This window comes from Telluria sp. AC161, assembly GCF_979258535.1.
Map to the genome: position 1 here is coordinate 1692141 of NZ_OZ409861.1, position 14781 is coordinate 1706921.

The following is a 14781-nucleotide window of genomic DNA, read 5'->3' on the forward strand; positions in this document are numbered from 1 at the left end:
GTCCGCACAGTGCACAAAGCGGCCGGTACACGTAGAGAGCGTGTGCCGGCCGTCGCTTCATCAACACGATAACAAGGGAACACCAACGTGCAAATCCTGGAACAACGCTTTCTGCGCGGACCGAACGTCCACGCCGATTCACCCTGCCTGCTGTCCGTCGTCGATCTGGAAGACCTGTACGGCCTCTCGACCCGGGATATTCCCGGCTTCAACGATGCATTGCTAACCCTGTTGCCGGCACTGCGCGGCGAGCGTTTGTCCGATGGCGCCACGGGCGGCTTCGCGCAGCGCCTCGCGGCCGGCACCTACCTGGGCCGCGTGATCGAAACCGTCGCCCTCGAGCTGCAATCACTGGCCGGCGCACCCGCCACCTTTGGCCGCACGCGCCCGGTGAATGGCCATCCAGGCCAGTTCCGCGTGGTCGTTGCGTACACCTGTGAAAAGCTGGCCGAGCCGGCATTCGATCTGGCGGTGGACCTGGTGACGGCGCTGGCGCGCGGCGAAGCGTTTGCACTCGAGCCACGGCTGGAAGAACTGCGCGGCATCGCCGGGCGCTATGCGATCGGCACCAGCACGGCGGCCGTGCTGGCGGCGGCGCACGAGCGAGGCATCCCGACCCAGCGCATCACCGAAGAAGCGAACCTGTTCCTGCTCGGCTGGGGTGTGCGGCAAAAGCGCCTGCAAGCAACGACGACGGGCGAGACCAGCTTCATCGCGGTCAAGATCGCCAGCGACAAGCAGTTGACGAAGGCGCTGCTGAAGGAAGCCGGCGTGCCGGTGCCCGAGGGCGACGTGGTCACGACCGTCGAAGCAGCGCAGCGCGTGGCGCGGCGCCTGGCGGTGCCGGTCACGCTCAAGCCGCTCGACGGCAACCAGGGCAAGGGCGTCACAGTCGCTTGCGCGACACCCGAAGACGTGGCGCTGGCCTTCGAATTTGCCCGTGGTTTCGGCCGGCGCGTGATCGTCGAACGCCATGTCGAAGGACGCGATTACCGCGTGCTCGTGGCCTGCGGGCGCGTGGCCGCCGCCTCGTGCCGCCGCCCGGCGCACGTTGTCGGGGACGGCAACCTGACGGTGCGTCAGCTGGTCGAGATCGAAAACGCGAACCCGGCGCGCGGCGCGGGTCATGCGACCATCCTGACCCGCATCACGCTCGATGAACACGCAAACGACATGCTGGCGCGCCAGGGTTTTGATGTGGACAGCGTGCTGCCGGTGGGCGTCACCGCCGAATTGCGCGGCAATGCGAACCTGTCGACCGGCGGCACCGCCGAAGATGTGACCGACCAGTTGCCGGAATCGACGCGCCTGCTGTGCGTGCGAGCCGCCGCCAAGATCGGCCTGGACGTGGCCGGCATCGACATCGTCTGCAAGGACATCGCGCAGCCGCTCGCAGCGCAGCGGGGCGCCGTCATTGAAGTGAACGCCGCACCGGGCATCCGCATGCACCAGTACCCGAGCGCCGGTGAGCCGCGCGATGCTGGCGACGCCATCGTCGAAGGCTTGATGGGCAATACGGACGGGCGCATTCCCGTCATCGCACTGACCGGCACCAATGGCAAGACCACCACCACCTTGCTGGTCGCGCACGCTGCGCGCATGGCAGGCAAGGTGACGGGCGTGACGACGACCGAGGGCGTCTTCATCGACGGCAAGCAGGTCGTCAAGGGCGATTGCACCGGCTACTGGTCGGCGCGCACGGTGCTGGGCGCACCGGAAGTCGAGGTCGCCGTGCTGGAAACGGCGCGTGGCGGCATCCTCAAACGGGGCCTCGCGTTCGATTGCTGCGACGTGGCGATCGTGCTGAACATCGCGGCCGATCACCTCGGTCTGGATGGCGTGGACACGGTCGAAGATCTGGCGCAAGTGAAGGCCGTGGTGGCGCAGTCGGCTTCGAAAGCGGTCGTGCTCAACGCCGAAGACGCGCTGTGCGTGCAGATGGCGCGCCGCATCAAGCCGGGCGCTGAAGTGCTGTTCTTCTCGATGGATCCGGAAAGCCCGGTGATGCTCAAGCACTTGGAAGACGGCGGGCGTGGCGCGTATCTGCAAGATGGCGCGGTGGTGCTGGCCGATGGCCACAGCCAGCAAGCGCTGCTGCGGGTGGAAAGCATGCCGATCTCGTTCGGCGGCCTGGCACGCTTCAATATCGCCAATGCATTGGCGGCCGCCGCCGGCCTGATGGCCGCCAATTTCAACCATCTGCACATCGCCGCGGGCCTGTCGACGTTCGTCTCGAACGGCCGCACGAATCCGCTGCGCACGAATATGTTCGATGTGCGCGGCGTGACGGTCATCGTCGACTACGCGCACAACCCGGCCGCCTACGCCGCCATGGCCGATATGGCACGGGGCATGCTGCCCGGTCAATTGATCGGCATCGTGACAGCGCCCGGCGACCGCCGCGACACGGACCTCGAGCAGGTTGGCCGCGTCTGCGGCGAGCGTTTCGACGAGCTGGTGGTCTACGAATCGCAAAGCCGCGGCCGCGAGCCCGGCGAAGCGGTCGACCTGATCCTGTCCGGCGCCGAAGAAGTGGTCGGCATTAGCGATACGCTGCACCGCGAACTGGACGTCGGCAACGCGATCCGCCTCGGCCTGAGCTTGTGCAACCCGGGCGACGTCCTGATCTTCGCCTGCGGCTCATCCCTGCAAGTGTTTATCGACGCCATCCGCATGACCGACCCCGAAAGTGCCGCCCTGATCGCCGCCCAAACGGCCTAACCCAAAGATCCCGAACAATTAGGGTCAGAGTAGAATTATTGAGCAATTGCTCCGGATTTAAACAGACTCAGCTAATCGAGTCCGTTCAATCTGGAAAAGTTATCAAACAATTCGACCCTGACCCTAATTGTTCATTTTCTAATGGCAAATCTGCGGCAAACGATTTAATTAGGGTCAGAGTAGAATTGTTGAGCAATTTCTCCCAAATTTAGCAGTCTCATCTTATGCAGGCTTGCTGATTCGAAAAAGTTGTCAAACAATTCGACACTGACCCTAATTGTTCAGTTTCTTTGGTCAGAGTCGTACTGCAATGATTAATTGGGGTCAGTGTCGAATTGTTGGGTAATTGATTCGGGGCACTGACGGTGCGAAAAAAAACGACCCTTTTGGGGCCGTTTGTCGTTGGGGATCAGATTGCGGCGGCTTCGATTTTATTTGCCAGTTCCGGGCGGGTGGGGCGGAGGGCTTCCGTAAGTTCGGAGATCGATGAACCGCAGCCGAAGACCAGGACGTCGCCCGGGACGCAGCGTGCCAGGCCCAGTCGGATGGCGCAGTGGACGTCGTGCTCGATCTGCAGGTGGTCTGGCGCAATCTTTGCCAACTGGGCGCCACGGGCGATGAGTCGTGCGGATTCGCCCTTGGCGCGGCCACGCGCTTCGCTGTCGTAGACGACCAGTTCGTCGAAGCCAGCGGCGCAGGTGCGGCCGATGTCGATCAGGTCGGCGTCGCGGCGGTCGCCCGGTGCAGCTACGACGCCGACCAGGCGGCCGGCCGTCATGGCGCGTGCCATCTCGGCCAGCGCGGCGTAGGCAGCGCAGTTGTGGGCGTAGTCGACAACCACCGTCACGCCGTCGACATCGTACAGGTTCGAGCGCAGCGGATTGTGCTTGCTGTCGGAGACGAACCCGCGCAAGCCGGCGGCGATGTCGCGGTTGCCCAAGCCGCTGGCCATCAGCGCTGCCGCTGCTGCCATCGCGTTGGCGATGTTGTAGCGCGCACGACCGCCCAGCGACACGGGCATGTCGCGCACGTCGAGCAAGGCCTCGTGCCGCATGCCCCCGGCCAGCACGATCGTCGAATCCTGCAGGTACACGCCGCGGCCACCATGTTCGATGTGCGGCACCAGGACCGGGTCTTCTGCGTCCAGCGCGAAATAGATGATCTCGACGCCGTCGGCCAGCGTGTCCGCCATCTTCACGCAAAGGGCGTCTTCGGCATTGAGCACCACCGCACGTGTCGCCCTGGCCGCGACGACCGCCTTGACCCTTGCCAGATCCTCGATCGTGTCGATGCCATCCAGCCCCAGGTGATCGGCCGAGACATTCAGCACCACCGCCACGTCGCAGCGGTCGTACGCCAGGCCGCGCTTGAGGATGCCGCCGCGCGCCGTTTCCAGCACGGCGAAATCGACCTGGGGCGAACCAAGCACACTGCGCGCCGAATGGTAGCCAGTACAGTCGCCTTCATACGCCAGCTGCCCGTCCAGGTACACGCCGCTGGTCGTCGTGACGCCGGTGCGCAGGCCGGCGAGGCGCACCACGTGCTCGATCAACAGGCTCGTGGTGGTCTTGCCGTTGGTGCCCGTCACAGCGACCACGGGAATGCGGCCGTCGCCGGCACCGAACATAGCCTCGACGATGGCGTCACCCGCATCGCGCGGCGCGCCGCGGCTCGGGTACTGGTGCATGCGGATCCCCGGCGCGGCATTGACTTCGATGACGCCGCCGCGCTGATCGCGCAAGGGCAGGGCGATGTCGTCGCAGATGATGTCGATGCCCGCGATGTCCAGGCCGATGGTGCGGGCGGCGCGGATGCAGATGTCGCGCGTTTCTTCCGGCAGCAGATCGGTCACGTCTTCGGCGGTACCGCCAGTGGACAGGTTGGCGTTGCCCCGCAGGTCGGCGCCGATGCCGGCCGTGAGCACCGTATCAAGCTCGTAGCCCTGGCGGGCCAGCGTCTCGAGCGCCAATGCGTCGAGCGGAATCTTGGTCAGGATGTTCGTGTGCCCGTCGCCCCGTGCCGGGTTGCGGTTTTCAAGTTCAACCAGCTCGCGGATCGTCGAGTGGCCATCGCCCGTGACGCCTGGCGGGCGCCGCCACGATGCCGCGGCGATGCGACCGCCCGTGACCAGCACGCGGTAGTCGCGTCCACGCAAGTACTGTTCGACGATCACGCGCCGACCGTGCCGCCGCGCGTGCTCGAAGGCCCGTTCGACGCTGTCCGGCGTGGCGCAATCGACCGTCACACCCTTGCCCTGATTGGCGTCCAGTGGCTTGACGACCACCGCGCAGCCCAGGCGGCGTGCGACGCGCTGGGCGGCCGTGCTCGTCGTCACGACCTCGCCGCGCGGCACCGGCACGCCTGCCTGCGCGAGCAGCGTCTTGGTCAGGTGCTTGTCGCTGGCGATGCTCACCGCGATCGAATTGGTGGCGCCGGTGATCGTCGCCTGCAAGCGCTTCTGGCGGCTGCCCCAGCCCAGCTGGAACAGGTTCGCGTCGTCCGTCAGCCGGCGCGACGGAATGCCGCGCCGATGCGCCGCATCGAGCACGGCGCCGGTGCTGGTGCCGATCACATGCTCTAGAGCGATCTCGCGCAGCGCCGCCACAGCGGCATCGAGGTCGAACGGTTCATCGCGCGTCAGCGCAGTCAGCAGCTTGACGCCAACCCGCAGCGCTTCGCTCGCGACCTGCTCGACGCCGTAGCCGCACACGATGCGCCGGCACTGTTCATGCCCCGTGACCGCCAGCGTCGCACCTTGCACGCCGGGGGCGGCCGCAAGGCGCTGCAGTTCCATGATCACGGGTTCGAGCGCGTCGACAGGCAGGGCATCGTCAGACAGCCGCACAGCCGCCGCCGCGGGCAGCTCCGGCATCAGCGCCAGCAGGCGCGCACCGAAGCCACGGCCCTTCGTAGTCAGATTGTCGACGACCGCCATCAGGCACGGCGTTTCGGCATACAGGTTCGGGCCCCGCAGCAGGCGCTTTTCGATCACTTTCATGAGAGAGGCGTGCGCTTCGTGACGATCTGCAGGAAGTCCAGCAGCGAAGCGGGAATGCGCCTGCCCACCTGTTCATCGCCAATTGGCAGCGAATACTTGGCGCCGGCCGGCAGCAGGTGCAGGCGCACGTCAATCAGTTCCGGAATCGCCCGGTCCTTGATCTCGGCCACGTTGCTGCTCATCGAGCGGCCGTCGACGACGGTCACCGCGCCTTCGCCCAGCACCTCGATGCCCACACCCCGCTCGATCACGAGCGCCGTGTCTTCATCGATGCCGATGCCTTGCAGGTACGGGTTCTGCGCGACGATCGACAACAGGCGCGACAGACGCTGGCGCTCCGAGAAATGCTGGTCGACGACGACGCGATGCAAAAAGCCCAGGCCTGCGCCCAGGCTGACCGAGCCTTTTTCGGGCAGCAGGTCGGTGCGGCCTTGCGCGAGCATGTGGCCCGACATCGCCGAGGCACCGGCGCTGGTACCGCCGATGGTGGCGCCGCGCACTTTGAGGGCCGCGTGCATCTCGGCGTCCAGCGCCGTGCCGCCGATCAGCGCGAGCAGGCGCTTCTGGTCGCCGCCCGTCATGAAGATGCCATCGGCTTCCGCCACCTGGCGCACGAAGTTCTCGTCGTTGGCGTCGTCGCGGCTCGTGATTTCGAGGTGGCTGTGCCGGGTCACGCCCAGTGCGCCGAAGGCATCATCGTAGATGTGCCACATTTCGTCGGCGATCTGGCTGGCGGCCGTGATCACGACGATGCGCGCGTCGGGGCCGCCGGCCAGCTCGACAAAGCGCGACAGGATCTGCATGTCATGCTGGCGGTCTTCATGGCCGCCGATGATGACGAGGTGGCCGTTGCGCGGTACGTTTTGTGTTGGATTCATCGTTGTACCATTTTCGAAGTGGGCATATCACTGTTGCTGAAGGCGCCGGCGTCCGTGCGGCTCACCGCAATCAGGCCGACCTTGATGTCCGGGGTGAACAACGCGACGCCACGCTGCAGCGCATCGCCAAGCGGGATGCCATCGGCAATCCAGCCGTACACGGTGCGCGCCAGCAGATGGCGCACGATCTGCTCACCGATGCCGGTGGCGGCGACGGCGCCTTCCGGGCCGGCAAAAAAGCCGCTGCCGATGATCGGTGCATCGCCGACGCGGCCCAGCAGGGCCGGCGCCGAGCCGCCGCTCGAACAGGCCACGGCAAAATGACCGTCGGCGCCGCGCACGACGGCGCCAACGGTGTCGCAGGCCACGCCTTCGGGCAAGCGCACCGGCGTATTGTAATTCCAGTAGTGGTCGATCAGGTCGCGGTCCAGGCCCGGCATCACCGGCATCGAGCCGGCCAGTTGCGCCAGCAGCTTGCGGTGCGCCGTGCGCTGGCGTTCCGTCACCGGAGCGGCGTCCGGCATGCCGATCGTGCGCGCGAAGCGGCTGGCGCCTTCGCCTACGAGCAGCCAGTGCGGCGTGTCGGCCACCGCGCGCGACAGGCGCACCGGGTTCTTCACCGACTGCACGCAGGCGACGGCGCCAAGGCGGCCGCGCGTGTCCATGATTGCCGCGTCCATTTCGACTGTGGCGCCATCCAGGCCCAGCACCGAGCCGCTGCCGGCATTGAAGCGGCCATCGTCTTCCATTGTGGTCACGGCGCCGATGGCGGCGTCGAGTGCGTCGCCATTGATTTCCAGTTGCGCCAGGGCGCGGCGCGCGGCGAGCACGCAACCGTCTTCATGGTCGCGCGACGTGCCGGCCCCGCCGTGAACAACGACAGCGCCAGCGTGGGGGGTATTGCTCATGCGGTCAATCTTTCTGCTTTATTGTTGTCGTGGCCAGCGTACAGCACCGGCAGTGCATTGCCGGGCGATTATCCGGTGTTCACCCATGACGCCATATCGGTACGCCTGCCGCCTCCCTGTAAGAGCTTGCTTACAGCAGGAAGCGGGAAGCGATACTTGACGGAATCTGTTACCATACCGCCCCTTCAAGATAAAGGTTCCTATGGTGCACGCTTGCGGCGTTGACTTCGGCACGTCAAATTCCACGGTCGGCTGGTATCGGCCCGGCATGATGCAATCCGCCCCGACGGCGCTGTTGACCCTCGAGGACGGCAAGCCCACGCTGCCGTCGGTGGTGTTCTTCAACGCCGACGACGACCGCGTCAGCTATGGCCGCGCCGCGCTTGCCGAATATCTCGAAGGCTACGAAGGCCGCCTGATGCGCTCGCTGAAAAGCCTGCTGGGCACGAGCCTGATCGATGGCCAGACCGAGGTCGCGGGCCGTTCGGTCTCGTTTCGTTCGCTGCTGGCCCAGTTCATCGGCGAGGTCAAGCACCGCGCCGAAACACAGGCCGGCCAGCCGTTCCAGAGCGCCGTGTTCGGCCGCCCCGTGTTCTTCATCGACGACGACGCCCAGGCCGACCAGCTGGCCGAAGATACACTGCTCGACGTGGCGCGCTCGGTCGGCTTTCGCGACATCGGCTTCCAGTACGAGCCGATCGCCGCCGCCTTCGATTACGAATCGCGCATCGACCGCGAAGAACTGGTCCTGATCGCTGACATCGGCGGCGGTACGTCCGACTTTTCGCTGGTGCGCCTGGGCCCCGAGCGCGCCGGCCGGCCCGATCGCCGCGACGACATCCTGGCCAACGGCGGCGTGCACATCGGCGGCACCGATTTCGACAAGTACCTGAGCCTGGCGAGCGTCATGCCGCTGCTCGGCTACGGCAGCAAGCTGCGCTCGGGCGCCGAGATCCCGTCGAGCTACTACTTCAATCTGGCCACCTGGCACACGATCAACCAGGCTTACACACGCAAGAGCGTGACGCAACTGGCCGACCTGGCGCGCGACGCGGCGGAACCGGCCCGCATCGCGCGCCTGCAGAATCTGATCGAAGACCGCGCCGGCCACTGGCTAGCGATGCAGGTCGAGGGCGCGAAGATTGCGCTGTCCGACGCCGACATGGTCAAACTGCAGCTCGATCGCCTGTCGCCACCCGAGTCGCTGGACATCGCGCGTGCGCAGTTCGAAGCGGCGATTGCGCAGCTGGTCGAGCAGGTCGCCACCACCGTCGGCAAGCTGTTCGCCGATGCCGGCGTGCGCCCTAGCGATGTCGACACGGTCTTTTTCACCGGCGGTTCGAGCGGCGTGGGCTTGCTGCGCGCGCGGATTGGTGCGATGGTGCCGGATGCGCGCCGCGTCGAGGGCGATCTGTTCGGCAGCATCGGCACCGGCCTGGCGCTCGACGCGCTGCGCAAGTTCGGCTGACACCCCGCTGGAAACGCACACAAAGGAGCAAGGATGAGTATGTACGACCGACCGCTGGTGATGCTTGACTTCGAGACCACCGGCCTGTCGCCCGACATGGGCGACCGCATCACGGAAGTAGCGGCACTGCGCATCGTTGGCGGCGAGGTGACCGAGCGTTATGTCTCGCTCGTCAATTGCGGCGTGCGCGTGCCGTCGTTCATCACGGCCCTGACCGGGATCACCCAGCAGATGGTCGACAGCGCGCCGCCTTCGCACCAGGTCGTGCCCGAGCTGCTCGACTTCATCGGCGGCGACGTCCTGTCGGCGCACAACGCCAGCTTCGACGAAAAGTTCTTGAAGGCCGAAGGTGCGCGCCTGGGCCGCACGACGCAGCACGTGGGCCTCGTGTGCTCGCTGAAACTGTCGCGCCGTCTGTTCCCGGGCCTGGTCAGCTACAAGCTGGGCCAGCTGTCGAGCCAGCTCGGCATTCCTTTTGTCGGCACCGCCCACCGGGCCGAGGCCGACGCCCAGGTCGCGGCCGACGTGTTGCTGCATGCTGCGCGGCATCTTGGGCGTACCTGCGGCATCGAGCGCGTCGAGCCGAGTCTGCTGGTCTCGATCAACAAGGTCGCTGCCGCCAAGATCCCGGTATTTCTTGAAAAATACGCGGCCACCGTGCGCGAACGCCGGAAGGCTGTCGAGGCGCATTGCAACTGATGGCAACTGATGGCAACTGACCTTGCCTGACATCCTGATTGTGCGCTCGCAAACCGCGTAGCCCCGATCTACTTAAACTTTTGGCAATGGAATCGGCTGCGCCTGCGGCCGTTCGCACGACTTGCCGAAAGGATCTGGATGAGCTCCGACCATGCCGCCCGCGCCGGCGCCGCGACGTTCTCCTGGTATCACCGCGCTGCCTGGCAAGGCAACCCGTACGCCCAGTTCAACCTGGCGCAGCTCTACCTGCGCGGCCACGGCGTCGAGCGCGACGACACGCAAGCTGCCGTCTGGCTGGCGCGCGCCGCCTCGCACGGCCTGGCCTATGCCCAGAACCATCTCGGCGCCTTGCACTACAGCGGCCGGGGCGTGCCGCCCGACCACGCGCTCGCTGCCCGCTGGTTCCGCCGCGCAGCGCAGCAGGGCGATCGATCGGCGCAATACAATCTCGGCCTGCTGTACCGCAAGGGGCGTGGCGTGACGCTGTCGCATCCCACTGCACTGAGCTGGTTCTACCGGGCGGCGGAGCAGGGCATGGCGCGTGCGCAGGCGCAGCTGGCGCATGGCTATCTGCACGGGCTGGGCGTCACGGTCAGCCATCCGCTGGCGATGGCGTGGTACCGCAAGGCCGCCTTGCAGGGGCATGTTGCCGCGCAGGTCCAGCTGGCGCATATGTACGCGCGGGGTCTTGGCGTGACGGCCAGCAGTGCGCGCGCCCTGTACTGGTACCGCCATGCAGCGGGCGCCGGCAATCCCTCGGCCAGGCGCGCCCTAGGCCTGATATAGCCGTCGCTGGCGGGCGGTTTGCACTGTTCCCGTTTCGCGCTATGATGCCCTGCGGCCACAAGCCGACCTCATCATTCACAGACCGAGAACAACATGCACATGAAACTTGCCACGCTTGCCGCCGTGTTGGCCACGAGCTTCGGCGCCAATCCGGCGCTCGCACAGAGCTGTTCCACCAAAGGCACCGGGCCGACCTATCCGGTGACGAAGAAAGTCGACCAGACGGACAATTACCACGGCACCGTCGTCGCCGATCCGTACCGCTGGCTCGAAGACGCCAACAGCGCCGAAACGAAGATGTGGGTCGACGCCCAGAACAAGGTCACCCAGGCCTACCTGGCCGCGATCCCGCAACGCGAAGCGATCCGCCAGCGCCTGACGCAGTTGTGGAACTACGAGCGCTACAGCGTGCCGGGCAAGGAAGGTGGCCGCTACTTCTATACGCGCAACGATGGCCTGCAGAACCAGGCGGTCCTGTACACGCTGAAAAACCTGAATGACGAGCCGCGCCTGCTGCTCGACCCGAACAAGCTGGCCGCCGACGGCACTGTCGCCCTGGCCGGCACCGAAGTGAGTCCCGACGGCAAGCTGCTGGCGTACAGCATCGCCGCGTCGGGCTCGGACTGGAACGAGATCAAGCTGCGCGACATCGAGACCGGCAAGGACCTGCCGGACCACATCAAGTGGGTCAAGTTCTCGAGCACGGCCTGGACCAAGGATGGCAAGGGCTTCTTCTACAGCCGCTACGACGAGCCGAAGGAAGCGACCAAGCTGGCCGACGTGAACTACTTCCAGAAGCTGTACTACCACCGCATCGGCACCCCGCAAAGCGCCGACACGCTGGTGTATGACCGCGCCGACCAGAAGGAATGGGGCTTCGGCGGCCGTACCACGGACGACGGCCGTTACCTGATCATCACCACCACCAAGGGCACGGCGCCGAAGTACCGCGTGTCGTACAAGGACCTGTCGAAGCCGGACGCGAAAGTGGTCGACCTGATCGACAACTTCGACGCCGGCTACGACTTCATCGACAACGTCGGCAGCGTGTTCTACTTCAGCACCGACCGCAAGGCGCCCAAGAAGCGCATCATCGCGATCGACGTGAGCAAACCGGCGGAGTCCAACTGGAAAGAGATCGTCGCCGAAAGCGCCGACACGCTGGCCGGCGCCGACATCGTCAACAACCAGCTGGTGCTCGAATACCTGAAGGATGCCCGCAGCGTCGTGCGCGTGGTGTCGCTCGACGGCAAGCCGGTGCGCGAGATCGCGCTGCCGGGGATCGGCACCGTCGCCGGTCTGTCGGGCAAGCGTGGCGACACCGAGACCTTCTATTCGTATACCAGCTTTACCAGCCCGACCACGATCTACCGCCTGAACATGACCACCGGCCAGAGCACCGTGTTCCGTCAGCCGAAAGTCGCGTTCAATCCGGCCGACTATGAAACGCGCCAGCAGTTCTACACGAGCCGTGACGGCACCAAGGTACCGATGTTCATCGTGTCGAAGAAGGGCCTGAAAATGAACGGCCAGAACCCGACCTACCTGTACGGCTATGGCGGCTTCAACATCTCGCTGACGCCCGCCTTCTCGCCGGCCAACCTGGCGTGGATGGAAATGGGCGGCGTGTATGTCGTGGCCAATCTGCGCGGCGGTGGCGAATACGGCGAAGCCTGGCACCAGGCCGGCACCAAGCTGCAGAAGCAGAACGTGTTCGACGACTTCATCGGCGCGGCCGAGTGGCTGGTGGAGAACAAGGTCACGTCGCCGCAGAAGCTGGCCATTGGCGGCGGCAGCAACGGGGGCCTCCTGGTCGGCGCTGCCACCACGCAGCGCCCGGACCTGTTCGCAGCCGCGATTCCGTCGGTGGGCGTGATGGACATGCTGCGCTTTCACAAGTTCACGATCGGCTGGGCCTGGACCTCGGACTACGGTTCGTCCGAGAACCCGGATGAATTCAAGGCGCTGGTCAAGTATTCGCCGCTGCACAACCTGAAAGCCGGCACCTGCTACCCGGCGACGATGGTGACGACGGCCGACCACGATGACCGCGTGGTCCCGGCGCACAGCTTCAAGTACGCCGCTGCAGCCCAGGCAGCGCAGGCCGGCAGCGCGCCGATCCTGATCCGCATCGACACCAAGGCGGGCCACGGTGCGGGCAAGCCGACGAGCAAGCAGATCGAGGAAGTCGCGGATCGCTGGGGCTTCCTGTCGCGCGAGCTGCACATGAATGACGCCGCCGTGACGGGCGCCGGCGCCAAGTAACACCGGGCAGATGCAAACAAGGCCGCCGGAGCGATCCGGCGGCCTTGTTGTATTGTGCAGCTGTTTCTATCGGTGCACGACCACCAGGACCGCCTTGGCCTCGGTCTTGCCCGTATTGCGGATCACGTGGTTCTGGTCGGCCGGGTAGCGCGCTGTCGCGCCATGCCTCACCTTTTTCTTTTCCGGTCCCACTTCCAGTTCCACGGTCCCGGTGATCACCGTCAGGTGCTCGCCCGTCCCGGGATCGTGCGCCTGCGACGCCAGTTCGCCACCGGGCGCCAGCGTCAGCTCATACCATTCATACTTGCCTGCCAAATCCATCGGACCGAGGATGCGCAGGCAATAGCCGGCGTGCGCGCCGGGCAGGGTGGGGATTTCATGCGCATCCACCAGCCGGATGAGTTCCGTCGGGCGCACTTCGGACGACAGCAGTTCGCCAATCTGCACGCCCAGCGCATTGGCCAGGCGCCAGGTGATGGCGATGGTGGGGTTGGCTTTCTCGCGTTCGATCTGCGACAGCATCGATTTCGACACGCCGGCAATGCGCGACAGGTCTTCGAGCGTCAGGCCACGGGCCAGGCGCAGGCGTTGCAGTGTGGCGCCGACTTCGGGTGGCGCGTTGTTGGTTGAAATTGTATTCATTGCCGCATAAGGTGTTGAGGACCGGCTTGCCAAGTCCATTGGGCGCGGGTAATATCCACTATATTGAATCTTTGTTCGATATACAGGATAAGTCTTCTACATCGAACAAACCCACGGTACAGCATCCGCCAACTGCCGGTCAAGCCGGACCATCCACGGAACAGGAAAAACACCATGAGCGACCAGACTTTCTACAGCGGCCTGCAGCAAAAACTCGACACCTTGCGTAGCGACGGCTTGTTCAAGCCAGAACGCGTGCTGGCTTCGCGCCAGGGCGCCGAAGTGGTCGCGCAGGATGGCCGCACCCTGATCAATATGTGCGCGAACAACTACCTGGGCCTGGCGGGCGACCCGCAAACCCAGCAAGCCGCTGCCGCTGCGCTTGAAAAGTATGGTTACGGCCTGTCGTCGGTGCGCTTCATCTGCGGTACGCAAACCGTGCACAAGGAACTGGAAGCGGCGCTGTCGACATTTCTGGGCACCGAAGACACGATCCTGTACGCCGCCGCGTTCGACGCCAACGGCGGTGTGTTCGAGCCGCTGTTCGACGAGAACGACGCGATCATCTCGGACGCGCTGAACCACGCGTCGATCATCGACGGCGTGCGCCTGTGCAAGGCGGCGCGCTACCGCTACGCCAACAACGACATGGCGGACCTCGAAAAGCAGCTGATCGCCGCCACCGAAGCGGGCAAGCGTCACAAGATCATCGTCACCGACGGCGTGTTCTCGATGGACGGCACGATTGCCCAGCTGGACAAGATCGTCGCACTGGCCGAGCAGTACGGCGCGCTGACCATGATCGACGAGTGCCACGCATCGGGCTTCATGGGCGCGACCGGCCGCGGCACGCACGAACACTGCGGCGTGATCGGCAAGATCGATATCATCACCGGCACGCTGGGCAAGGCCCTGGGCGGCGCGATGGGCGGCTTCACGTCGGGCAAGAAAGAAGTGATTGAGACGCTGCGCCAGAAATCGCGCCCGTACCTGTTCTCGAACACGCTGGCACCGATGATTGCCGGCGCCTCGCTCGCGGTACTCGAGCGCATCTCGAAGTCGACCGAACTGCGCGACCGCCTGATGGAGAACACGGCGTACTTCCGCGCCGAGATCGAGCGCATCGGTTTTACCATCAAGCCGGGCACGCACCCGGTGGTGCCGGTGATGCTGTTCGACGCGCCGGTCGCGCAGCAATTCGCCGCGCGCATGTTCGAACTGGGCGTGCTGCTGTCGGGCTTCTTCTATCCGGTGGTGCCGATGGGCCAGGCGCGCGTGCGCGTGCAGCTGTCGGCTGCGCACACCCGTGAACAGCTGGACATCGTGCTCAAGGCATTCGAACAAGCCGGCCGCGAGCTGGGCATCATCAAGCAACAATAATAAATAATCAGTAAGTAAACCGGCAAGGAATCACAG

10 protein-coding genes are annotated in these 14781 nt (G+C 65.3%); 6 read left to right on the forward strand and 4 right to left on the reverse strand.

The features are described from left to right. Positions 1–87: 87 nt before the first annotated feature. Positions 88–2721: a cyanophycin synthetase gene (gene cphA / locus ACZ0AJ_RS07660; protein ID WP_499453648.1), complete on the forward strand. Its 2634-nt coding sequence runs from the start codon at positions 88–90 to the stop codon at positions 2719–2721. Between the two features lie 409 nt (positions 2722–3130). On the opposite strand, the gene cphA (ACZ0AJ_RS07665) is transcribed toward cphA (ACZ0AJ_RS07660), so the two are convergent. The 3 genes from cphA (ACZ0AJ_RS07665) to ACZ0AJ_RS07675 are packed head-to-tail and all read right to left on the reverse strand — an operon-like array spanning position 3131 to position 7505. Next, positions 3131–5719 carry a cyanophycin synthetase gene (gene cphA / locus ACZ0AJ_RS07665; protein WP_499454418.1) on the reverse strand — a complete coding sequence of 863 codons (2589 nt, stop codon included), beginning with the start codon at positions 5717–5719 and terminating at the stop codon, positions 3131–3133. Continuing rightward, positions 5716–6597, reverse strand: coding sequence for a cyanophycinase (locus tag ACZ0AJ_RS07670; RefSeq protein WP_499453652.1), 882 nt, complete (start codon positions 6595–6597; stop codon positions 5716–5718). Before ACZ0AJ_RS07670 ends, cphA (ACZ0AJ_RS07665) begins: the two co-directional genes overlap by 4 nt. Beyond that, positions 6594–7505 (reverse strand): isoaspartyl peptidase/L-asparaginase, encoded by a 912-nt coding sequence (locus tag ACZ0AJ_RS07675; protein WP_499453654.1) that lies wholly within the window; start codon positions 7503–7505, stop codon positions 6594–6596. Before ACZ0AJ_RS07675 ends, ACZ0AJ_RS07670 begins: the two co-directional genes overlap by 4 nt. A 202-nt stretch (positions 7506–7707) precedes the next feature. Here ACZ0AJ_RS07675 and ACZ0AJ_RS07680 point away from each other — a divergent pair, with 202 nt between their 5' ends. The 4 genes from ACZ0AJ_RS07680 to ACZ0AJ_RS07695 all read left to right on the forward strand — a co-directional run bounded on the left by ACZ0AJ_RS07680 (position 7708) and on the right by ACZ0AJ_RS07695 (position 12723). Beyond that, positions 7708–8973 (forward strand): Hsp70 family protein, encoded by a 1266-nt coding sequence (locus ACZ0AJ_RS07680; RefSeq protein WP_499453656.1) that lies wholly within the window; start codon positions 7708–7710, stop codon positions 8971–8973. Between the two features lie 39 nt (positions 8974–9012). After that, a complete protein-coding gene (locus ACZ0AJ_RS07685; RefSeq protein WP_499456758.1) occupies positions 9013–9672 on the forward strand; it encodes a 3'-5' exonuclease in 660 nt (219 codons plus the stop codon). 138 nt (positions 9673–9810) lie between these two features. Next, positions 9811–10458, forward strand: coding sequence for a tetratricopeptide repeat protein (locus tag ACZ0AJ_RS07690; protein WP_499454421.1), 648 nt, complete (start codon positions 9811–9813; stop codon positions 10456–10458). Between the two features lie 93 nt (positions 10459–10551). Beyond that, positions 10552–12723 carry a prolyl oligopeptidase family serine peptidase gene (locus ACZ0AJ_RS07695; RefSeq protein WP_499453662.1) on the forward strand — a complete coding sequence of 724 codons (2172 nt, stop codon included), beginning with the start codon at positions 10552–10554 and terminating at the stop codon, positions 12721–12723. A 66-nt stretch (positions 12724–12789) separates the two neighbouring features. Here ACZ0AJ_RS07695 and ACZ0AJ_RS07700 read toward each other — a convergent pair whose 3' ends face one another. Beyond that, complete coding sequence (locus ACZ0AJ_RS07700) at positions 12790–13365, reverse strand: helix-turn-helix domain-containing protein (RefSeq protein ID WP_499453664.1); 576 nt, start codon at positions 13363–13365, stop codon at positions 12790–12792. Between the two features lie 174 nt (positions 13366–13539). On the opposite strand from ACZ0AJ_RS07700, the gene kbl reads away from it, so the two are divergent. After that, on the forward strand, positions 13540–14745 hold the full coding sequence (kbl, locus tag ACZ0AJ_RS07705) for a glycine C-acetyltransferase (protein WP_499453666.1): 1206 nt from the start codon (positions 13540–13542) through the stop codon (positions 14743–14745). Positions 14746–14781: the final 36 nt, after the last annotated feature.

Coding starts and splice junctions, on each gene's coding strand:
- cphA (WP_499454418.1), bottom strand. CDS start 5,719: ATGAAAGTGATCGAAAAGCGCCTGCTGCGGGGCCCGAACCTGTATGCC.
- ACZ0AJ_RS07670 (WP_499453652.1), bottom strand. CDS start 6,597: ATGAATCCAACACAAAACGTACCGCGCAACGGCCACCTCGTCATCATC.
- ACZ0AJ_RS07675 (WP_499453654.1), bottom strand. CDS start 7,505: ATGAGCAATACCCCCCACGCTGGCGCTGTCGTTGTTCACGGCGGGGCC.
- ACZ0AJ_RS07680 (WP_499453656.1), top strand. CDS start 7,708: ATGGTGCACGCTTGCGGCGTTGACTTCGGCACGTCAAATTCCACGGTC.
- ACZ0AJ_RS07685 (WP_499456758.1), top strand. CDS start 9,013: ATGTACGACCGACCGCTGGTGATGCTTGACTTCGAGACCACCGGCCTG.
- ACZ0AJ_RS07690 (WP_499454421.1), top strand. CDS start 9,811: ATGAGCTCCGACCATGCCGCCCGCGCCGGCGCCGCGACGTTCTCCTGG.
- ACZ0AJ_RS07695 (WP_499453662.1), top strand. CDS start 10,552: ATGCACATGAAACTTGCCACGCTTGCCGCCGTGTTGGCCACGAGCTTC.
- ACZ0AJ_RS07700 (WP_499453664.1), bottom strand. CDS start 13,365: ATGAATACAATTTCAACCAACAACGCGCCACCCGAAGTCGGCGCCACA.
- kbl (WP_499453666.1), top strand. CDS start 13,540: ATGAGCGACCAGACTTTCTACAGCGGCCTGCAGCAAAAACTCGACACC.